Consider the following 21139-nt stretch of genomic DNA (forward strand, 5'->3'; position numbering starts at 1 on the left):
CGTCATCGGGCCGGAGCCGACCGCGCAGGCCACGGCACGCCACCCGCGGAGGCACACATGTCCGGTCAATCACCCGGGCAGACGGTTCCGCGCCGATCCCGCTTCGGACGGCCCGGCGGCGTGCCAGCGTGGTGGCCGACGACGGGACGGCGGGTTGCGGTGGGGCAGTGGTGACGGGGACATCCTTCCGGCGGGCACGCAGGGTGCGCCGGACCGGACTTGCGGTGGCGTGCGCGGCGCTGGTGACGCTGGCGGTCGTACTCGTGCGCGACCGGGGCGACGCCGACACGGCGTCCATGTGGGTGTCGGTGGTGTCGGCCGTCGTGTCGGTGTGCGCCTTCCTCGTCGACCTGGTGCGCGGAGCGGACGCCGAGGAGCCCGGCCCGGCCGAATCGCCGGAGGCCAGGCGGCGGCAGGCGGCCGACGACCTTGCCCTGGCCGTGCGGGTGCAGTGGTCGGCGGAGGCCCGCGGGCGCCGGCTGCAGGACCCGGAGCCACTGGACGTCCACTGGTCGCGTTCGGGCCCGCCGCTCGCCGACCGGCGCGCCGGCGCGGCGGTGCCGGCCCAGCGGGAGGGGGATCAGCGACTGGTCCGTGTCGTCGAGGCCTTCCGGGCGGTGCGCTCCGGGCGGATGGTGGTCCTGGGCGCACCCGGGGCGGGCAAGTCCGTCGTGGCCGTTCAGTTCGTGCTGGGGGTCCTGGAGGGACGGCAGGCGGGTGAGCCCGTTCCTGTGCTGTTCCCGCTGGCGGACTGGGATCCGTGCTCGGCCACGTTGCGGGACTGGCTGGCGGACCGGCTGGCCAAGGACTACGGCTCACTGGCCGCCCCGGTGGGTGGCGGCCGTACTCTCGCGCAGGAACTGCTCGACGCCGGGCTGATCCTGCCCGTCCTCGACGGCTTCGACGAGATTCCCCGGGCAGCGCACGCGGCCGCGCTGCGCTCCCTGAACTCGGAGCTGGACGCCCGTCTGCCCGTCCTGCTCACCTGCCGCACCGCCGCCTGGGCTGACGCGGTGCTGCGGGGCGGCGTCCTCACCGCCGCTGACGTGGTCGAACTGCGTCCGCTGGACTTCGCCGCCGCGCGCACCTACCTGACCCGCACCGCGCGGCACGGCAGCGCATGGGCACCGGCCCTGGAGGCTCCGCGGCCGCAGCTGGTGCGGGCCCTGCGCACTCCGCTGACGGTGACGCTGGCGCGTGCGGTGTACGAAGACCCCTCCCGTGACCCTTCCGAGCTGAACGATGCCGGCCGCTTCCCGACAGCGGATCACATCGAGGAACACCTGCTGGAAGCGTTCCTTCCCGCGGCGTTCAGCGGACCGGGGACGCGCTGGCACCCGCAGGCCGCCCAACGCTGGCTGACTCGACTCGCGCGCGACCTGCCGGGCTCCGGGTGGAGCCTGGCCTGGTGGGAACTGCCCGCCGCGATGCCCCGCGCCCTGCGTGTCGTCGGCCCCGCCGTACTGGCGCTGGTGGCCACGGCCGCGCTCCTGGTGCCCCTCGCCGTCCGTGGCGGCGGGGTGATCGCCAACTGGGACACCAAGGTCTCGGCGGTGCTGAACTTCGCGGGCATCCTGACCGGCCTGTGCTTCGGCCTCGCGTACCTGCTGCCGCCGACGCCGGAGACGCCTCAGGGGCCGCGGTGGCTGGCCGGAACGGCCCTGCGGACGGCAGCCGCGGCGGCGGTCGCCGGGGTGGGGCTCGGACTGCTGGCGCCCCCGCTCGTCAGTTCCCGGCTCGGCGCCGTCCTGACCCCGCGGGCCACCTGGTACCTGAACGGCTGCTGCTTCGGCCTGACCCTGACCATGATGTTCGCCGTCGCGGGTCTGTCCCGTCGCCCCGGCCCGCTCAGTCTGCCGTGGTCGGGCAGCCCCAGCGGTCCCCGGACGGTGCGCGCACTGGGCGCGCTGGTCGTGTTCGCCGGACTGGCGGTCCACGGGTACACCGGCGCGGCGGTCCCAGCGGTGACCTGCGTCGTGGCGGGACTGGTGCTGCTCATGGCGGGCTTCGGCCGCAGCGGTCGCCCGACCGGGTCCTACGTGGCACCCACCACCGCACTGCGCGGCTTCGCCCGGGGGCTGCTGCGGGGGTTCGTCGCCTGCACCCTGATCGGGGTCTTCTCCGGGGCGGTCGTCGGGGTCATCAGCGGTGCCTTCGCCGCCGTACGGATCGACTCGGCCCCCAAGCACGATCCGGGCACGGAGGTCCGTGGCTGGCGGCTGATGGAGACGGCGGACGGGGAGCGCGCCGTCCGTTCGACAACGCCGCAGGCCGTGCTGCTGGTCGAACGGACGGCGCTGGACGCCCCGTTCGTCGTGGCAGAGGGTGCGCGGATCCACAAGGACAGCACCACAGGCAGGTTCGAGGGATAGCTGACGATCCGGCACTCCCACGACGGCGGCTGGGTGACGGACTGGCCGGGGACACCCACCGCCTGGCGGGGCAAGGCGGTGGATGCCCACAACGTGGTCCTGGCGTTGCCCGCCGAGGTCAGGCTGTGGCTGGTGCACCGCACCGCACCAGCCGTCGTCCGGGACGCCGTTCGCCCGCTGGTGGCCTTCGGTTTCCTCGTCGGCACGATCGGCGGCTGCGCGTCCGGGGTCTACCGCGCCCTGAACACCCCGTCCGACACCATCCGTGCCGTGGGGCCCCGCATCACCCTGCGCACGGACCGCACCGCCACCCTGGCCCGGAGCGCCGTCGCGGCCCTCCTCGCGGGCGCCGTCTGCCTGCTGCTGATCGCCGTGACCGGCCGGAACAGCACCCTCGGCACCATGCACACCGAGCTGTGGGTACCCGTCGGTACCTCCGCCCTCGCGCTCAGTGCATGGGGCCGCACGGCCACGGCCCGCGTCTGGCTGGCGCTGACGGGCAGGGCTCCGTGGCGGTTGATGGCGTTCCTGGAGGAGGCGCACCGCCTCGGCGTACTGCGCCAGACCGGCGCCCGCTACGAATTCCGCCACCAGCGCCTCCAGCGCCACCTGGCCGAGACCGCCTTCCCGGGACCGGACCGCCCCCGCGCGATCCGCCGGCTGTATCGCCGGGTCACTGTCGCGGCCGCCGCGTACGTGGTGGCCTATGTGACCGGCCGCCCGCTCCTCGAGGCCCCGCGCACGTCCCTGGAACCGTCGGACACCGCCCAGGTGGTCACCGCCGTCGGCGCGCTGACCACCGCTGTCGGCATGAGCGTGGCCGCCGTGATCAAGGCGGTCGCCCTGCTGATCCATGCCCGTGCGGACAGGGAGCGCGCCCGGACGGGCCAGCAGCCGGCGCTCCCTGAGCCGGACGGTGAACCCGCGCCGAGTGACGACCGGGTGTGAGGCCGGCCCCGCGAAAGCGACTCCGTCCCGGCGATAACCCTCCGATAACCGCGTCTCCTACCTTCTTCAACTGTAGGAATAGCCGCACCAGAAGGGGGGTGCCCCATGGAGTTTCGGGTCCTAGGGCCGGTGGAGGCTGTACGGGACGGCGAGCGGGTTGCCCTCTCCGGGTCCAAGATTCACACGGTGCTCGCCGCCATGCTGCTGGCGCAGGACCGGGTCGTGTCCGACGCGCGGCTCAGCTCACTGCTGTGGGGCTGGGATCCGCCGGCGACGGCGAGCGCGCAGATCTACACGTACATGTCCCGGCTGCGCAAGCAACTGGGCGACGAGGCCGAGATCGTACGGCGGCCCCCGGGGTACGTGCTGCGCGCGCCCGGCGCCCCGGTCGACCTGGTCGAGTTCCGCCGGCTGGAACGGGACGGCCGGCGGGCGCTGGCGGAGCGGCGGTTCGAGGAGGCCTCGGACGCGCTGCGCCGGGCACTGCGGCTGTGGCGGGGGCCGGCCCTCGCGAACGTCACCGAGCACCTGCTCGACGCCGAACTGGCGCCGCTGGAGGAGGAGCGCATGCTCGCCCTGGAGTCCCGGATCGAGGCCGATCTGGAGCTGGGGCGGCACGAGCAGGTGACGGCGGAGCTGACCGGTCTCGTCGCCTCGTTCCCGGTACGGGAGCGGCTGCGCGCCCAGTTGATGACCGCGCTGTACCGGTGCGGCCGGCAGGCGGACGCGCTGAACGTCTACTACGAGGGACGCGGCGTCCTCGCCGAGCAGCTCGGCATCGACCCCGGCGAGGTGCTCGGATCGACGTACCAGGCCGTGCTGGGCGGCGAGCTGGGACTCGGGCGGAGTGCCGGGGCGCGGGCCGGGCGGACCGGTCCTGTGCCCTCGATGCTGCCGGCCTCCGACGGGGAACTCGTCGGACGGCAGCGGGAGTTGCGGGCCCTGCGGGGGCGGCTGGGGCGCGAGGAGCCCGCACAGCGGCGCATCCTGGTGACCGGCATGGCCGGGATCGGCAAGACCGCGCTCGCGGTCCGGGCCGCCGCCGAGAACGGCGAGCACTTCCCCGACGGGCTGCTCTTCGCCGAGCTGTGCGGCTCCGACGGTGCCCCGCGGGCGCCGCGCGCCGTGCTCGCGCAGTTGCTGCGGGCGCTCGGCGAGGGCGACCCGAACCTGCCGGCGGGAGATCTGGACGAGCTGGTGCGGCTGTACCGGACGCGGACCGCCGGCCGGCGGCTGCTGCTGGTGCTGGACAACGTCTCCGGTGACCGGCAGCTCGCCCCGCTGCTGCCGGCCGGGCCGTCCGCCGTCCTCATCACCAGCAGGCGGCGGCTGGCCCGGGTGACGGCGGGCGACACGTTCGCCCTGCCGCTGCTGGAGGAGGAGGCGGGCCTGGACCTGCTGGCCGCCCGCGCGGGACGGCAGCGGCTGCTGGAGGACCCGGACCGGGCCGAGGACCTGGTGGCGTACTGCGGCGGGCTGCCGCTGGCGCTGGCCATCGCGGGCGCCCGGCTTGCGGCCCGGCCGCACTGGACGGCGGCCCGGCTGGCCGACCGGCTCGCCGACCCCGCCGCCCGGCTGGACGAACTCGCCTTCGGCGACCTCGACCTGAGCCGGGTCCTGGCGTCCTCGGTGGAGCAGCTCGGAGCGGTCGAGCGGGCGGTGTTCGGGGCGCTCGGCGGAGCGGACGGCGAGCCGTTCCCCGCCCGCTGGGCCGGGGACCGGCTCGGGCTGCCGGAGCACACGGCGGAGAACGCCCTGGAGTCCCTCGTCGACGCCGCGCTCCTCGAACTGTCCGGACTCGACGACCGGGGACGGCCGTTGTACCACTGCCACGAGCTGGTCCGGCTGCTCGCGGCGGCGGCCCCGTGGGAGGCGCGGGGACCGCGGGAGCAGGAGACCGCGCCGGTGCTCGCACCCGCGGCCCGGCAGGGCGCGCCCGTCACCGGGGCGGGGTGAGCCGGGCCGTGTCGCTGTCCCTGTTCCTGTGCCTGTACGTGGCGCTGCCCGTGTGCGTGTGCCTGTACGCGGTCTCGCGGTCGGCTGCGCCGGTGTCCGGTGAGCCGGGCACGGCAGCCGTGTCCGATGCGCCGGGCACGTCACCACGCCCCGCGGGCGCGGGTGAAGCCGGGGCCGGTCGTGAGCAGGGCAGGGGCGATGATCTCCTGGGCGATCCGCCAGGCGTCGGAGACGACGCGCTCGCGCGGGGGCCGTGGGGACTGTGTGACGGCCAGCGCGGTGACCGACCAGACCGCGGCCACGGCCGCGGCCGCGCGGACGTGGGGGGCCGGGCGGGCGGGGCGGATGCCGGTGCCCGAGACGTCCATGCGCAGCCCGAGCTCGGCGGCCTGGCGGTGCTGCGCGCAGCGGGCGGCGCCGGCGTCGGGATGGCCGAACACGGCGGCCGACAGGGGATGTTCGTAGGCCGTGCGTACCCAGGTGGAGAAGCGCAGCCGCTCCCGGTTCTCCCAGCCGCCGGGTGCGGACGGGCCGGGGTCGATCCGCTGGGCGGCCTCGGCGAGGGTGTCGAAGTACGCGGTCAGTTCCTCGGTGGACAGGTGACCTGCGCGGGGCCCGCGCGGTGCGGTGCCGAGGTCGGCGGGACGGGCCGGCGGTGCGACGGATTCCGTGGTCATGATGCGTGACGTCCTCTCTCGGTGGGCGGTCGGGACTGCGGCCGGGGCCCGGGGTGGCAGGGGCGGGCCGCCGGATCACGGGCCGGTGGGCGGGTGGAGGTGGACCGGGCCGCGGGCCGCGGGGCCGGCCGCGCGGGCCAGGGCCACCGCCAGGTGGTCGGACAGGCGCAGGTCCTGCACCGTCCACTCGGTGGGGCGGCCCACGCCGTGGTGGGTGACGCGCAGCGGGCCGTCGCGGTCGGGGCGGGTCTCCAGCTGGTCGAGTTCCGTGCCGACGAGGCCCACGCCGACCGCCTTGACGACGGCCTCCTTGCGGGTCCAGACCCGGTGGAACGCGGCGTGCCGGTCCGGGCCCGGGGTCATGGAATCCAGCCGGCGCCGCTCGGCCGCGGTCAGCACGGACCCGGCGAACAGGGTCTCGCGCACCGGGCGCAGCGCCTCCGCGTCGACGCCGATGGCGAGGCCGGCGCCGACCGCGAAGACGCCCCAGCCGGCCGTACGGCTCAGGCTGATCGCCAGCGGGAGCGCGGGGCGCACCAGCAGCGGCGGGCCGTGGTCGTCGGCGCCGCAGCCCGGGCAGCGCCGGTGTCCCAGCCGGGCGCTGGCCGGCGGGATGCCGAGCAGCTCGCCCAGCGCGCGGCGGGCTCCGGCCCGGGTGCGCACGAACTCGGCGGCGTCCCGTTCGGCGAGCATGCCGAGGGCCCGCCGGAACTCGTCCGTGCCCAGCAGCGCGAGGTCGGCGGGGTCGACCCGCTCGGGGCAGCGCCACCACCACACGTGTGCCTCGCCCCGGGCGATGATCCGGTCGACGGCGGTGGCGGGGTCCGCGTCGGCGGCCGTCGTGGTGCGGAGCTGTTCTTCCGCCCCGCCAGGGGTGTGAGCCCGGCTTCGATCGCGTGGGAGCGTCATGTCCCGCGTCTCCTTTCCGCACCCGTCCGCCGGGGCGACCGGGCTGTTCAGAGGTGCTCGGATGCGTACGGTCACTGTTCTCGAGCCTCCTCCTCAGGGCTATCGACGGCCTATACCGACGGCCCATAGGGACGCGATAGGACGGCCTCCCAGAATTGCCCGGGACAATGCCGACGACCACCTGAGGAATCTCTTCCATGACTCAGATCCAGATGCTGGGGCGGACCGCCTCGGACACGGTGACCGGGTACGAACTCAGCGAACGGGAAAGGGCGCAGCTGGTGGCCCTGACCCGTCGGCTGACCGGCCCGGGGAATCCGCTCATCGACAGCCCCGAGTGGCTGGGCGCGGCCCTCGCCGCCTCCTCGTCGATGCCTCGCACGCTGCTGGCCACGCTGCGCGCGTTCCGGCACGACCCCGGTGAGGACGGGGTGCTGCTGCTGCGCAACCTGCCGGTGGTGGCGGGCGATCCGCTGCCGCCCACACCGAGCGTGCCTAATTCCGTCGAGCGCGTTCCGACGACAGCCGCTTCCGTCATCACCTCGCTGATGCTGCAACTCGGCGAGGTGATCTCTTTCCGGAGCGAGAAGAACGGCGCCCTGGTGCAGAACGTGGTGCCGGTGCCGGGCCGGGAGGAATCGCAGAGCAATGCCGGTTCCGTTCTTCTGGAATTGCACGTGGAGAACGCCTTCCACGACAACCGGCCCGATTTCGTGGGGCTGCTCTGCCTTCGTGAGGACCCGACCGGCGACGCGAAACTGTGCACCTCCTCCGTCCGCCGCGCGCTGCCGCTGCTGTCGGAGGAGGCGCGCCGGGTGCTCGCCGAGCCGCGGTTCCTGACCGAGCCGCCGCCGTCGTTCGGCGGCCTCGACAGCGTCCGGTCGGCGCACCCGGTGCTCCTGGGCGACCCGGAGGACCCCAACGTGCTGGTCGACTTCGCCGCCACCCACCCGCTGGACGACCCGGCGAAGGCGGCGCTGGCGGCGCTGCGGGACGCGTTCGTCGAGACGATGACGGCGCACCGGCTGCGGGTCGGTGACTTCGCCGTCGTGGACAACCGCATCGCGGTGCACGGCCGTACCTCCTTCGTTCCGCGCTACGACGGCGCGGACCGCTGGCTGGAGCGGGTCTACGCCCACCTGGACAACCGCCGCAGCCGGGTGGACCGCAAGGGCGGTGGCCCGGTTCTGGACTAGGGCAGGAGGGCGAAGGCGACCGACGACGGCTGAAGGGCCGGCCCCGCGGGGCCGGCCCTTCAGCCGTGCGTGCCGTGGCGCGGTGCCGTCACTGGCGGGAGCCGATGACGTCCGCGGGGCGGCCGGTCAGCGACAGCCGGCCCGGCACGACCGTCGCCAGCAGGGCCAGGACACCGGCGAAGCCGAGGACACCCAGGTACATCCACGGGTCGACGGAGGGAGCCGCGGTGCCCGTCATGCCGACGCTGAACGCGGTCAGGACGGCGAAGGCGATGCCGCTGCCGAGCGCCGCGGCGATGATCACCACGACCAGGGACTCGATGCGCAGCATGCCCATGACCTGCCGGCGGGTGGTGCCGACCAGGCGCAGCAGGGCGAACTCGCGGAAGCGGTCGGAGACCGACATGGCGAGCGTGTTGACCACGGCGATCGCGGTGAACGCGATGATCAGCCCCATGGCGACGTAGTTGACCTCGGCGTTGGACTGCTGCACCTCCGCCTGGAGGTCCTCGACCTGGCCGCGGTCCAGGACGCCGACGCCCGGGAACGCGCCGACGGCCTTCTGCAGCTGCTCGCGGCCCGCCGAGCCGTCGTCGGCGGTCTGGACGAGGACGGAGGAGGCGAGCGGGTTGTCGACGTGCCGCGCGACCAGGTCGTGGGCCATGGTCAGGTCGCCGAAGCCCAGTCCGCGGGCGTAGACGGCGGCCACCTTCAGGGTGACGACGGTGCCGTCACCGAGGGTGATCTTGAGGGAGTCGCCGGGCTTCTTGCCGAGGTGGTCGGCGGCGACCTCGCTGAGCGCGACGCTGCGCGTGCCGAAGCCGGCCAGTGTTCCCTCGCTGACGTCCGGGTCCCAGTTCTCGCGCAGGCCGTCCGTGGACAGGCCCTGCGAGGGGTACTTGTCGAGGCCGACGCGGACCGTCGTACGGACCACCTCGGTGATCGCGGTGACGCCGGGGGTGTCGCGCAGGGCGTCGGCGGCCTGCCCGGGCACGCCGGGGCCGGAGGAGGCGACGACCCAGTCGGCCCGGTTGCCGTCCTTGGCCTGGGCCGAGGCGGCGTCGCCCATCGTGGTCTGCACGAAAAGCACTGTGCAGGCCATGCCGACGAGCAGGGCCAGCGGGGTGATCGCGGACGCCATCCGCTTGGTGTTGGCGCGGACGTTGGCCGTGGCGAGGTGGCCGGCGACGCGCGAGGCGCGCAGCGGCACGCCCAGGACCGCGACGGCGAGCCGGGCGATGACCGGGCCGAGCAGGGCGACCGCGACCGCGAGCACCACGACGGTCAGGAACGTCACCGGCGTGGACGCCGGCTCCGTCTTCAGCACGCTCAGGACGGCCAGCAGCACGATCCCGCCGGCCAGGGTGAGCGCTCCGGCGAGGAAGCGGCCCCAGGCGAAGCCGGTCCGTTCCATGGCGGATTCGGCGAGCGCCTCGGCGGGCCGGATCCGGGCGGTGCGGCGGGCGGAGATGCGGGCCGCGGCCCAGGCGCCCAGCAGGGCGGCGCCGACGGCGGCGGCGAACGGGAAGAAGCCGAAGGTGACTTCCAGGGTGTCGGGGATGGTGCCGAAGCCGACGAACTTGTGGTGCAGCCAGTACGCGATCGGCAGTCCGGCGGCGGCGCCGAGCAGCCCGGCGCCCAGGCCGACGATCAGGGCCTCGCGGCCGATCAGCTGCCGTACCTGCTTGGGGGTGGCGGCGATGGCGCGCAGCAGGGCGAGTTCGCGGTAGCGCTGCTGGATGGAGAGGGCGAAGGTGCCCACGACCACGAGGATCGCGACGAGCAGCGAGGTGCCGCCGATGGCGCCGCCCATGGAGACGAGCTTGATGCGGGCCTTCGCCGCGTCGAGGAACTCGACCGGGCCACGGTCGCCGCCGGTGACGACCTGGGCGGTGGTGCCGTCCAGCGCCTTCTTCACCTGGTCCGCCAGTTCGGCGGTGCCGACGCCCTTGGCGGGCAGCACGCCGATCGCGGTGACCTGGCCGTCGCGGCCGGAGAGCCGCTGGGCCTCGGGGGTGGAGAAGAACAGCGAGGTCTGCTGCTTCAGGTCGCCGCCGGCGGGTGCCGCGATGCCGGTGACGGTGTAGGTGCGGGGGGCGTCGGTCGACTGCACGGTGAGCTTCGAGCCCGTCTTCAGGCCCGCGCGGCCGGCGAGTTCGCGGTCCACGACGACATCGGCGGCGGACGCGGGCGCGGCGCCGTCGACCAGCTTGAACGGGGTGAGGGCGGCGGAGGCCCAGGCGTGCCCGTAGGAGGGCTTGCCGTCGACGCCCTGGACGACGCGGTGGTCCGGGCCGACCGCGTAGGCGGGGAAGGTGATCTCGGGCACGACGGCCCGGGCACCGGGCACCTTCTCCAGCGCGGTGACGGTGGAGGCGGGCAGCCAGACGCGTTCGGACAGCGGCTTCGCCTTGTGCTTGACCTTGGTCTTGCCCTTCTTCTTCTTGACGGTCGTCTGGTGGACGTTCTGGTCGCCGCCGACGATCACCGGGGCGGCGGCGTACCGCTCGGTGCCGATGGTGCCGCGCAGGCCGGTCTCCAGGAGGATGCCGCACGCGGTGACCAGGGCGGCGGCGCACATCAGCGCCAGGAACGCGCCGATGAACCCGCCCTTGCGCGCCTTGAGGGTCTGGAAGGCGTAACGCAGCATCAGGCCCACGCTCCCAGGTGTGTCATCCGGTCCGCGACGCGCTCGGCGGTCGGGGCGTGCATGCGGTCGACGAGGCGGCCGTCGGCGAGGAACAGGACGGTGTCGGCGTACGAGGCGGCGACGGGGTCGTGGGTGACCATGACGACGGTCTGGCCGGTGTCGTCCACGCAGGACCGCAGCAGCGAGAGGATCTCCTTCGCCGTGACGGTGTCCAGGGCGCCGGTCGGCTCGTCGCCGAAGATGACCTCGGGGCGGGTGATCAGGGCGCGGGCGATGGCGACGCGCTGCTGCTGGCCGCCGGAGAGTTCGGCGGGGCGGTGGCCGGCCCGGCCGCTGAGGCCGACGCGGGTCAGGATCTCCTCCAGCCACCGCTTGTCCAGGCGCTCGCCGGCCAGCCGCAGGGGCAGTTCGACGTTCTGGCGCACGGAGAGGGAGGAGATCAGGTTGAACGCCTGGAAGACGAAGCCGACGCGCCGGCGGCGCAGCTTGGTCAGCTGGTTCTCGTTCATCCCTCCGAGTTCCGTGTCCCCGATCCAGGCGCGGCCGGAGGTCGGCTTGTCGAGGCCGGCCGCGCAGTGCAGGAAGGTCGACTTGCCGGAACCGGACGGGCCCATGACCGCGGTGAACGAGCCGCGCTCGATGCCCACGGAAACGCCGTCGAGGGCCCGCACGCCACGTCCGTTCCTTCCGTAGACCTTGCTGACCTCGTCCAGCCGCAGGGCGTGGCTCCGGGTGACGGTGCCGCTGCGCGGCTCGGTGTTGGTCCTCTCGGTCATCATGCGTGACCAGTCCTCTCCATCCATCGTCGCGTGGGGCGGTGAGCACCTCCGCCGCGGCGCAGGTGCATCGGATCGAACCTGGCCGTCCGATCTATATCGGCCCTATGGGAAGGACCCGTAGGGGTGGATCGAGGTAGGGGTTTCGGACGATGCGGCGGAGAATCGTCCGAAAGTGGGCGGGTGCGGTGGCCGGAGGGCGCCGGCCCGGGCCGGGGCACGGGTGCCGGTACCGGCCGGGCGGCCTGGCGTGCGGACCGGCCGCGGCGCCCGCCGGTGGCGGCCTTTCGGCCGGACCGGCGGGCGCCGTGGTGGGGGTGGGGCCGCGCTCCCGTCAGGTGCGGCGCCGGGTCCAGCGCAGGATGAGGGTCGCCGCCACCGCCGCGGCCGTCGTCAGGTAGGCGGCCGTAACCCAGGGGGCCGGGGGGCGGCCCGCCGTGAGGCCGTGGGCCAGGGCGGCGGCCCAGGCGGCGTAGGAGGCGCCGTGGAGGAAGCGGAACGGGCGGATCCAGCGGCGTCGCGCGAAGACGCCGCGCCAGATGCCGGTGGCCAGGGCGAGCAGGAAGAGGTGGCAGGCGAGGGTGCCCAGGCCGACCAGGACGTCGCCGCTGCCCCAGCCGAGCGCGGCCGCCGCGGCGTCCACCCGGCCGCCCGCCACCTTCACGCCGATGTGGGTGAGCAGCGCGCCGACGCCCACCGCGCCGAGCGCGCGGTGCAGGCGCTGCGCGTGCGAGCGGACCGCGGGCGCCAGCAGTCCGCGCAGGGCGGTGGCCAGGCCGAGCACGACGGCCGCGGAGAGGGCGACCAGGGCGACGACGCCGGCCATCCGGTCCAGGAAGTCGCGCAGGGCGCCCGCCGCGAGCACGCCGGTCAGCAGGGCGGCACCGGCCGCGGCGAGTCCGCCCCCGACCAGAGCGGCGCCGGGGGACGGAGTGTGCGGGGGGCCCTTACGGGCCGGCGGGGGTTCGGGGGGCGGGGTCAGGACCGGGGTGCCGGTGCCGGTGGTGCGGGTCATCGTTCCTCCCTCGCGGTGATGCCGGCCGGGACGGTTCCCGGCCTCCGCCGGGGAGGGCCGGGGGCCGGGAACCGTGGTGCCCCGGGAGCCGGGGGACGCTCCCCGGGGCGGGGTCCGTACCGACGGATCGGTACGGGGGTCAGGCGGGCGGATGGACGTGGACCGGGCCCAGCCGGCCGGCGGACGGGCGGGACAGGGAGGCCGACCAGGGGCCCGGCAGGTGCAGGTCCTCCACGTGCCAGGTGGTGGTGCGCTCGCGGTGCACGTGACGCACGGTCAGCGGGCCGTCCGTGGACGGGTTCACGTCCAGGGTGTTCAGCGGCATGCCCATCAGGCCCAGGCCGACCGCCTTGACGACCGCCTCCTTCCGGGTCCAGGCCCGGTGGAAGGTCCGCGTGCGCTCCGGGCCCTCCTCTAGGGACAGCAGCTGCTCGCGCTCGTCCGGCGTGAGGACCAGTTCCGCCAGTGCCGCGGACTCCACGGTGCGGTACGCCTCCACGTCGACGCCCACCCAGGCGCCCGCCCGGACCGCCAGCACACCGCAGCCGGTGGTGCGGGACAGGCTGACCGCGAGCGGCACGGGCGGCCGGACGACCGCGGGCGGACCGTGTTCGGCGTCGCCGCAGCCGGGGCAGACGCGCCGGCCGAAGCGGACGGACTGCGGGGCCACGCCCAGCAGTTCCGCCACCGCCCTGCGCGCGCCCGCCCGGGTGGTCGTGAAGGCCGCCGCGTCCCGTGCCGCGTGGAAGCGGCGGGCACGGGCCCGTTCCGCCTCGTCCAGCAGCGCGAAGTCGACCGGGTCCACGGCCTCGTCCAGCGGCCACCACCACACGTGTGCCGCGCCGTTCTCCTCCAGCCGGGCCACCACCGCGCGTGCCGTCTCCGGCACGTACACGTCGCTGATGTCCGCCGCGTGATCGATGTGCGCGGCGGCCGGGGCCGATAGCGATGACATCTTTCCTCCTCTCGTGTCGTCACGGCCGGTCTCAGGCCAGTCCGTTGAGGCGCAGAAGGAGTTCCTTCACCTCGGTGGCGTGGTAGCGGTCCCGTTCCTGAGCCGGGTCGGAGCACAGCAGCAACGGCCCGTCCCGGTCGTCGGAGGGCAGCCGTCCATGGCTGCCCCTGACCAGGCCGGGGTCGAGCGGCACCACGGTCAGCGGTGCGCGCATCCCGGCCTTCTTGCGCAGCAGGGTCAGTGCCGCCTTCGCCTTCACCGCCGGGATCGACGGGTCGAAGAAGAGCTCGGCGGGGTCGTAGCCCGGCTTGCGGTGGATGTCGACGCCGCGTGCGAAGTCGGGCGCGCGGGCGTCGTCGAGCCAGTAGTAGTAGGTGAACCAGGCGTCCGGTTCCGAGACCGCGACCAGCTCCCCGGAGTTGGGGTGGTCGATGCCGTACGCGGCCTGCTCGGTGCGGTCCCAGATCTCGTCGACACCGTCCAGTGCCTTCAGCACGTCCCGCACCCGCGGGACGTCGGTGGGGTCGGCCACGTAGACGTGCGCGGCCTGGTGGTCGGCGACGGCGAACGCCCGCGAGGTGTGCGGGTCGAGGTACTCCATGCCGCGCTGGGCGTACACCGAGAGCAGTCCCTCGCGGCGCAGGGCGCGGTTGATGTCGACGGGCCGGCTCACCGGGCTGATGCCGTACTCGCTCAGCGCGACCACCGTCGTGCCGCGCTCGCGCAGGTCGGCGAGGAGCGGGGCGAGGGCCGCGTCGGTCTCCCGGGCGGCGCGGACGGCCTGCGGGCTGTCGGGGCCGTACCGCTGGAGGTCGTAGTCGAGGTGCGGGACGTAGACGAAGGTGAGGTCGGGGCGGCGGCGGTCGACGACGTAGCGGGCGGCGCCCGCGATCCAGCGGGTGGAGGCGATCGACGCGGTCGGGCCCCAGTACTGGAAGAGCGGGAAGTCGCCCTGGGCGACGGTGAGTTCGTCGCGCAGGGAGGCCGGGACGGTGTAGCAGTCCGGGGACTTGCGGCCGTCGTGGTGGTAGACGGGGCGGGGGGTGAGGACGGTGTCGACGCCGGCGCCCATCGCCCACCACCAGCACAGGTAGGCGGTGGAGTGCTCCGGGTCGCGGCGGCGGGCCGCCTGCCAGACCTTCTCGCCGTGCACCAGCCCGTTGTGCTGGCGCCACATCATGACCTCGCCCTGGTCCCGGTGGTACCAGCCGTTGGCCACCGCCCCGTGCTCGCGCGGCAGCGCCCCGGTGGTCAGGGTGGCCTGCACGGTCGCGGTGACGGCCGGGAAGACGGTGTCGAGGCGGGCGGTGAAGCCCTGTTCGCCGACCGCGCGCACCTGGGGCATCTCGTCGAGCAGCCGCCTCGTCAGGCCGACCGTGCACAGCACGGCGACCTGCCGGCCCGTCCGGTGGCCGGTCACGACGTCACCTGCGCCATACCGAGGGCCGTCAGTTCGTCCCGCATCCAGGTCATCTCGGCGGCCAGGCCGGTCACGAGGGCGTCGTCCTGGTGGCCGGGCAGCACGGACCAGGTGTAGGTCTCCACCTCGACGTGGTCGGTGACCGCCCGCTCCCCCGCGAACAGCGTCCGCAGGGTGGCGCGCAGCACCTCACGCGTTCCGGCCAGTGGCGGTGGCGGCTCCTGGTGCAGGGGCACGTGGTAGTGGACGCGCCAGGGCGACCGGCCCGGCAGCGCGCCGGCGAGGGCGCCCCCGAGGTCGTCGCAGGCCAGCAGCGCCCCGCCCGGGCCCGCCTCCCTGGTCTGGTGCAGGAACCGCCGCTCCGCGAAGGGTGCGAGCACCTCGCGTACGGAGCTTCCCGTGGGATCGGGGACCTCCAGCGCGGTGGACGCCTGGAGTTTGACCACCGGGATGCCCGCCTCGCGCAGCCGGGCCAGCGCGGCGGCCGGTTCCTCGTGGGCGACGGCGAGGTGGCAGGCGTCGAGGCAGACGCCGATCCACTGCGGGTCGGTGCCGGCCAGCACGTCGACGGCCTGCTCGGTGGTCTCGGCCACGCAGCCGGGCTCCGGTTCGATGCCGACGCGTACGGTCTTGCCGGTGTCGGCGGCGATCTGCTTCAGCCCCTCCGCGAGCGCGTCCAGTTGCCGGGCCGCGGTGGTGCGCTGCGCCGAGGTCCACACCGTGCGCCAGGCCAGCGGCAGGGTGGAGATCGAGCCGCGCGCCGTGCCGTCGGGCAGCAGTCCGGCGAGCACCCGGGCCAGGTCGAGCGTGTATTCCAGCCGGGCCGGTTCCGACCAGTCCGGGTAGTACACGGCCCGTTTGACGACGGGGGCGTGGAAGCCGCGGTAGGGGAAGCCGTTGAGGGTGACCGTCTCCAGGCCGCGGCTGCTCAGCTCGCGGCGCAGCCGGGCCACGCCGGCCGGGTCGGCGGCGAGCGCGCCGGCCGTCTCGGCGGGCAGCCACAGGCCGATGCCGATCAGCCGGGCACCGGCGGCGACGCGCACGGGCTCGGCGTAGGCGGCGAGCTGGCCGACGATGCCGTCGAGGGTCTCGGCGGGGTGCACGTTGGTGCAGTACGCCAGGTGGACGGTGCTGCCGTCAGGGTGTCGGAAGCGCATGAGGGGGCCTCAGCTCCCGCCGCGGGCGATGGAGTTGCCCGCGAACAGTCCGGCGGCCTGGGTCTCGTTGTAGCCGTCGAGGTCCAGCCGGCCCGACTGCCCGTAGAAGCTGACCGGGTTGCGCCACAGGACCCGGTCCACGTCGTCCTCGTCGAAGCCGGCGGCGAGCATCGCCTCGGCGGTGGCGCGGGTCAGCAGGGGGTCGCTGTGGCCCCAGTCGGCCGCCGAGTTGACGAGCACGCGCTCGGTGCCGAAGCGCTGCAGGACGGCGACCATGCGCTCGGCGGTCATCTTGGTGTCGGGGTAGATGGAGAAGCCCATCCAGCAGCCGCTGCCGGCGACCTCGCCGACGGTGACCTCGTTGAGGTGGTCCAGGACGACCAGGGCCGGGTCGATGCCGGAGGCGCGCACCGCGTCCAGGGAGCGCCGGGTTCCGCCGGCCTTGTCGCGGTGCGGGGTGTGCACCAGGGCGGGCAGGCCGTGCTCCGCCGCGAGCTCCAGCTGCCGGACGAAGGCGGTCTCCTCGGCGTCGGTGCCGGTGTCGTAGCCGATCTCGCCGACCGCGACCACACCGTCCTTGGCGAGGTAGCGCGGCAGCAGGTCGAGGACCGGCAGGCAGCGCGGGTCGTTGGCCTCCTTGGGGTTCAGGCCGATCGTGCAGTAGTGGCGGATGCCGAACTGGGCGGCGCGGTAGGGCTCCCAGCCCAGCAGCGAGTCGAAGTAGTCGGTGAAGCTCGCCGGGTGGGTGCGGGGCTGGCCGAGCCAGAACGCGGGCTCCACCAGGGCCCGGACGCCCGCGGCGTGCATCGCCTTGTAGTCGTCCGTCGTACGGGACGTCATGTGGATGTGGGGATCGAAGATGCGCATGGCCGTGGCTTCCGCTCGGGGTGGGTGGGTCAGGCGTCGTACGGGGCTCGGTCCGCGGTGGCGGACGCGGCGTCCTGGGTGGCGACGAGCCACAGGTCGGCCGGTACGGTCCGGCCGGCGGCCCGCCGCTCGGCGGCGAACCCCTGGGCCATGCGGGCGAGTTCGGCGTCACGGCGTTCGTGCAGGCCTGCGACGCGGTGCAGCGGGATCCCGGTGAACAGGCACTTCAGCACTGCCTGGCGCCAGCGGTACTGGTCCAGGTGGACACGGGCGTACGGGCCGAGGGCGGCCGCGATCAGCCGGGTGTCGTTGGTGCGCAGCGCGTCGTCGGTGAGGGTCAGGCCGGCGGCACCGATGCGCAGGAACGGCAGGGCGCGCAGGACGCCCCGGCGCTCGGCGGCGTCGCCGCCCCGGTAGCGGTCGGCGACCTCCGCCGCCAGGTCGTCGCCCTGTGCCGGCAGCCGCAGCAGCAGGGCGGTGCGGACGCCGTCCTCCACGCTCCAGCCGGCCCAGCCGGGCAGCGGGCCGCGTCCGTAGTACCGGCCGGCCGCGGGGAAGCGGGTGTCCAGGGCGGTGGCGCCCTGGTCGGCGACGGCGACGGCGTCCCGGACGAAACGGTTCCGCTGGTCCGTGGAGAGGACGGAGAGCAGGGACTCCTTCAGTGTGCGCACGGTCAGGGCGTCGTGGACGGCCCCGGGCGCCTGCGTCAGTGTGGGTGCGGTCATGTCGGTGTGACCTCCTTCGAGAGGGGTGCGGGCGCACGGGGAGCGCGGGGCGCGGGTACGGCGGTCCGGGCCGCCGCGGCGCGCAGGAACTCGATGCTGTGGCGGGCCGTCGCGGTCGCGGCGTGGCTGTGCCGGGGCAGCTCCACGGAGACCAGGCCGCGGTACCCGGCCGTGCGCAGCGCGTCCAGGACCGGCGGGAAGTCGATCTCCCCCGCCCCGAACGGCAGGTGCTCGTGCACGCCCCGCCGCATGTCCTCGATCTGCACATGGGCCAGCGTGCCGGCGGCCAGCTCGACGCACCGGGGCTCCGGGTACGGCTCCAGGCACCGGCAGTGCCCGATGTCCAGGGTCAGCCCGAACCGGTCCGGCGCGCCGAGCGACCGCCACAGCCTGCGGTACCCGGCCAGGTCGGCGACGAGCATGCCCGGCTCCGGCTCGAACGCGAGCCGGACCCCGGCCCGTCCGGCGTCGGCGAGGGCCGTCGCGCAGCCCTCCTCCAGCCGCTTCCATGCCTCGTCCCGGGTGGTGCCGGGGTCGGGGGTGCCGCTCCAGAAGTGCACGGCCTCGGCGCCCAGTTCGGCTCCGATGACGATCGCGCGCCGCAGCAGCTCCTGCCGGGCGGCCCGCCCCTCGGGCTCGGCGCTCAGCAGCGTCGGCCGGTGCTTGCGCATCGGGTCGAGCAGATAGCGCGCCCCGGTCTCGACGACCACGGCCAGACCGGCCCGCCGGATCGCCCGCCCCGCCTCCCGGACGCGGGCCGCCAGAGCAGGGGCGTACGGGTCGAGGTGCTGGTGGTCGAGTGTGAGCGAGACCCCGTCGTACCCGAGGTCGGCGAGGACCGCGAGGGCGTCGGTGAGCCGGTGGTCGGCGAAGCCGTTGGTGCCGTAGGCGAAGCGGAGGCGTCCCGTGCCCGCCGGGTGCGGGTCCGCGGGGAGCGCGGCGCCGGGCGTCCCGCCCGGGCGGGCTGCCTGGTGGGCTGTCATGTCGGGGACACCTTCCTGGCGAGGCGGGCCGCCTGCGGGAGGACCGCGGCGAGCAGGGCGGCGAGCTTCGTGGCGCCGGTGCGCGAGACGAGGGCCGCTTGGAGGGGCAGGAGGGCGTGGATGCCGGCGCCGACCGCGGCCCGGGTCCGCGCGGCGTCCGGGTCGCGCCAGGCGGCCCACTGCGCGCGGGCGCAGGTGACGGCGTAGCCGGAGGCGGCCAGGGCGGTCACGGCGGTCACCGTGGCGGAGCGGCCGGCCGGGCGTGGCGCGCCGGTGCCGGGGGCGTGTCGCGCGACGGGCCGGGGGAGGTGACGCGCCACCGGGCCGGCCGGGTGACGCGCCACGGCGGACGGGGTGGCCGGCGGGCCGCTCGACGCCTGCCGCGCCGCGGCGGCACCGGAGTCCGGACGCCGGCGTTCGCGGGCCCCCGGGGTGCCGGCCGTCGCCGCCAGGGTCACCGCCGCCGTCACGGCCAGGGACAGCAGGGGCTCGTGGCCCGCCGTGCCGTTCACCTCGTGGCGGCTGAGCCGGGTCAGCGCCCAGGTGTGGGCGCCGACCGTGGCCGCGGCGCGCAGCGCGGGACCGGCCGGCGAGGGGCCGGTGCCGTGCAGCACGTCGAGGGCACGGGCCGCCGCCATCGCGACGGGTCCCAGCGGGGTGTGCTTCAGGCCGAGGTCGTACGCCCACACCGTCGCCGCCAGCGGCAGGGTCCGGCGCAGCAGGACGCGGCGGCCGCCGGCGAGCGCGCCCAGGCCGAGGCCCGCGGCGGTGAGCCCGCCGGCGATGCCCAGCGCGGCCCCGGCACTGATCCGCCCGGACGGTACCGGGCGTTCGGGGCGTTCGCGCGCGTCCTCCTCGCGGTCGGCCCAGTCGTTGAGGGCCATGCCGGCCCAGTACAGGCTCACGGAGGAGGCGGCCAGGAGCAGGGTCCGGCCGCCCGCCGGGCGGCCGGCGGCGAGCGCGCCGGCCAGGACGTCGCCGGGGACGGTGAGCGCGGCGGGCGCCCGTACCAGCTCGGCGACCGCGGCGGCGTGCTGCCGTACCGCGACGGAACGGGGCCGGTATCCGGTGTCGTACCGGGGGCGGCGGTGAGGAGCGGCAGGGGTCTCCCGCGCCGTCCGGAACGCCGTCGCCGCCGCCCGGGCCGCGGCGCGGCACGCCGTGAGCGTGTCGCGGGCACCGCGGGTGATCTCCCGCAGGGTGCGACGGCGCGGCTGCGGCTGCTCGGGTGCCGGGGCAGCGTCCGCCACCGGGGGCGGCGCGGTCGCGGTGGTCATCGCGCCACCCCGGACCGGCGCGCGGCCTCGGCGGGGACGGCCGCCCACGCGGTCAGGGCTCCGTACTGCAGGGTCAGGTTGTGCTCCGCCGAGGCCGCCGGGTCCTTGAAGAAGAAGCCGAGCGCGGGCAGCGCCCCGCTCTCCCCGCGGCGGCGGGCCAGCGCGGCGAGCCGGACCAGGTCCACCACGAGCGGCGCCGCCAGCGCCGAGTCGCAGCCCTGCCAGGTGAACTGGAGGGTCATGCGCACGCCGAGGAAGCCCTCGAAGGTGATGTGGTCCCAGGCGGTCTTCCACTCCCCCAGCTCCGGCACGTTGTCGATGTGCACGACGCCTTCGACGGCGTGCCCGACGGTCTCCTCCAGCGCGCGCTGCTTGGACTCGGTCTTGCTGCGCGCGGCGGCGGGGTCGGCGAGGGTGGCGCCGTCGCCGCCGCCGAGCAGGTTGGTGCCGGACCAGGAGCGCAGCCGAAGCGCGCGCTGCGTGAACATCGGCGCGAGGGCGCTCTTGACCAGCGTCTCGCCGGTCTTGCCGTCGCGGCCCGCGTGCGGGACCCCGCGCAGCCGGGCGAGTTCCTCCAGGGCGGGCAGCGCGGCACCGGCGGACGGGGTGAAGTTGACGTAGGCGCAGCCGGCGTGGAAGGCGGCGTACGCGTACAGCGCGCTCGGCGGCAGCAGGTCCGTGCTCGCGGCGAGGGCCTTGTCGAGGCCGGCGAGGTCGAGGAAGGCGGGGTCGGGCTCGGGCAGCGGTTCGGTGGAGGAGACGTTGACGACGACGACCTGCTCCAGGCCGTGCCGTGTGCGGAAGTCGTCGATGTCGGCCGCGAGGCGGCGGGCGGTGGTGTACTGCGGCTCACCGGGCAGCGGCGAGCCGTCGCGTATCGCGGCGTCGGCGGTCTCCAGGGCGGGGCGCACCGCGGCGACGACGGGGGCGGGCAGGACGCCCGCGTGGGCCAGTTCGCCCGCCCGCACCGTCAGCGGCACGTCGACCACGTCGTGGCCGCCGAAGACGAGGTCGGCGAGGTCCGGCAGGCCGGCGCCGGCGAAGTCGGGGGACTCGGTGACGCATCCGGTCGCGGAGGCGAGGCCCGCTGCGATGGCGGCCACGCCCGCGACGGCGGTGGTCGCGACCGAGCCCCGGGCGCCGACCAGCCAGACGCCGATACGGGGAGAGGATCCGAGGGAGCGGGCGGTGTCCTGCATGGTGAACGTGCCTCCTGCGCTGGGACGGGGCTGAGCCGGGTCGGGACGGGGGCCGGT

Annotated in this window: 17 protein-coding genes; 4 read left to right on the forward strand and 13 right to left on the reverse strand. The window is 75.2% G+C overall.

Annotated features, from left to right (window positions below; translation table 11 throughout):
- Window positions 1-170: 170 nt before the first annotated feature.
- The 3 genes from ACF07N_RS19700 (at window position 171) to ACF07N_RS19710 (ending at window position 5276) form a co-directional block, all read left to right on the forward strand.
- Complete coding sequence (locus tag ACF07N_RS19700) at window positions 171-2372, forward strand: NACHT domain-containing protein (RefSeq protein WP_392114480.1); 2202 nt, start codon at window positions 171-173, stop codon at window positions 2370-2372.
- A 33-nt stretch (window positions 2373-2405) separates the two neighbouring features.
- On the forward strand, window positions 2406-3320 hold the full coding sequence (locus tag ACF07N_RS19705; protein ID WP_392114483.1) for a hypothetical protein: 915 nt from the start codon (window positions 2406-2408) through the stop codon (window positions 3318-3320).
- 105 nt (window positions 3321-3425) lie between these two features.
- Window positions 3426-5276, forward strand: a complete 1851-nt coding sequence (locus ACF07N_RS19710; RefSeq protein ID WP_392114486.1) for a BTAD domain-containing putative transcriptional regulator — start codon at window positions 3426-3428, stop codon at window positions 5274-5276.
- Between the two features lie 140 nt (window positions 5277-5416).
- Here the strand turns inward: ACF07N_RS19710 and ACF07N_RS19715 are convergent, their stop codons facing one another.
- Window positions 5417-5953 carry a hypothetical protein gene (locus tag ACF07N_RS19715; RefSeq protein WP_392114489.1) on the reverse strand — a complete coding sequence of 179 codons (537 nt, stop codon included), beginning with the start codon at window positions 5951-5953 and terminating at the stop codon, window positions 5417-5419.
- Window positions 5954-6028: 75 nt separating this feature from the next.
- On the reverse strand, window positions 6029-6862 hold the full coding sequence (locus ACF07N_RS19720; protein WP_392114491.1) for a 4'-phosphopantetheinyl transferase family protein: 834 nt from the start codon (window positions 6860-6862) through the stop codon (window positions 6029-6031).
- A gap of 197 nt (window positions 6863-7059) precedes the next feature.
- Between ACF07N_RS19720 and ACF07N_RS19725 the strand changes: the two genes are divergently transcribed.
- Window positions 7060-8058, forward strand: coding sequence for a TauD/TfdA family dioxygenase (locus ACF07N_RS19725; protein WP_392114494.1), 999 nt, complete (start codon window positions 7060-7062; stop codon window positions 8056-8058).
- A gap of 88 nt (window positions 8059-8146) precedes the next feature.
- Here ACF07N_RS19725 and ACF07N_RS19730 read toward each other — a convergent pair whose 3' ends face one another.
- The 11 genes from ACF07N_RS19730 to ACF07N_RS19780 form a co-directional block, all read right to left on the reverse strand.
- The gene (locus ACF07N_RS19730) at window positions 8147-10708 is read right to left on the reverse strand and encodes an FtsX-like permease family protein (protein ID WP_392114497.1); all 2562 of its coding nucleotides are present in this window, start codon (window positions 10706-10708) and stop codon (window positions 8147-8149) included.
- Window positions 10708-11487 (reverse strand): ABC transporter ATP-binding protein, encoded by a 780-nt coding sequence (locus ACF07N_RS19735; protein WP_383330498.1) that lies wholly within the window; start codon window positions 11485-11487, stop codon window positions 10708-10710. Before ACF07N_RS19735 ends, ACF07N_RS19730 begins: the two co-directional genes overlap by 1 nt.
- 331 nt (window positions 11488-11818) lie before the next feature.
- Window positions 11819-12499: a hypothetical protein gene (locus ACF07N_RS19740; RefSeq protein ID WP_383338160.1), complete on the reverse strand. Its 681-nt coding sequence runs from the start codon at window positions 12497-12499 to the stop codon at window positions 11819-11821.
- Window positions 12500-12638: 139 nt separating this feature from the next.
- Window positions 12639-13454 (reverse strand): 4'-phosphopantetheinyl transferase family protein, encoded by an 816-nt coding sequence (locus tag ACF07N_RS19745; RefSeq protein ID WP_392114502.1) that lies wholly within the window; start codon window positions 13452-13454, stop codon window positions 12639-12641.
- A 31-nt stretch (window positions 13455-13485) separates the two neighbouring features.
- A complete protein-coding gene (locus ACF07N_RS19750) occupies window positions 13486-14841 on the reverse strand; it encodes an alkaline phosphatase family protein (protein ID WP_392114838.1) in 1356 nt (451 codons plus the stop codon).
- Window positions 14842-14870: 29 nt separating this feature from the next.
- Window positions 14871-16031, reverse strand: coding sequence for a metabolite traffic protein EboE (gene eboE, locus ACF07N_RS19755; RefSeq protein ID WP_383330507.1), 1161 nt, complete (start codon window positions 16029-16031; stop codon window positions 14871-14873).
- A 9-nt stretch (window positions 16032-16040) separates the two neighbouring features.
- Window positions 16041-16898 carry a TatD family hydrolase gene (locus tag ACF07N_RS19760; protein ID WP_383330510.1) on the reverse strand — a complete coding sequence of 286 codons (858 nt, stop codon included), beginning with the start codon at window positions 16896-16898 and terminating at the stop codon, window positions 16041-16043.
- A gap of 29 nt (window positions 16899-16927) precedes the next feature.
- Window positions 16928-17623 carry an EboA domain-containing protein gene (locus ACF07N_RS19765; protein WP_392114505.1) on the reverse strand — a complete coding sequence of 232 codons (696 nt, stop codon included), beginning with the start codon at window positions 17621-17623 and terminating at the stop codon, window positions 16928-16930.
- Entirely contained in the window at window positions 17620-18606 is a 987-nt protein-coding gene (locus ACF07N_RS19770) for a sugar phosphate isomerase/epimerase family protein (RefSeq protein ID WP_392114508.1), read from the reverse strand. Before ACF07N_RS19770 ends, ACF07N_RS19765 begins: the two co-directional genes overlap by 4 nt.
- Entirely contained in the window at window positions 18603-19883 is a 1281-nt protein-coding gene (locus ACF07N_RS19775; RefSeq protein ID WP_392114511.1) for an SCO3242 family prenyltransferase, read from the reverse strand. Before ACF07N_RS19775 ends, ACF07N_RS19770 begins: the two co-directional genes overlap by 4 nt.
- Window positions 19880-21082 (reverse strand): inositol-3-phosphate synthase, encoded by a 1203-nt coding sequence (locus ACF07N_RS19780; RefSeq protein ID WP_392114514.1) that lies wholly within the window; start codon window positions 21080-21082, stop codon window positions 19880-19882. Before ACF07N_RS19780 ends, ACF07N_RS19775 begins: the two co-directional genes overlap by 4 nt.
- Window positions 21083-21139: the final 57 nt, after the last annotated feature.

It is taken from the genome of Streptomyces sp. NPDC015242 (assembly GCF_043079125.1).
GTDB lineage: Bacteria > Actinomycetota > Actinomycetes > Streptomycetales > Streptomycetaceae > Streptomyces.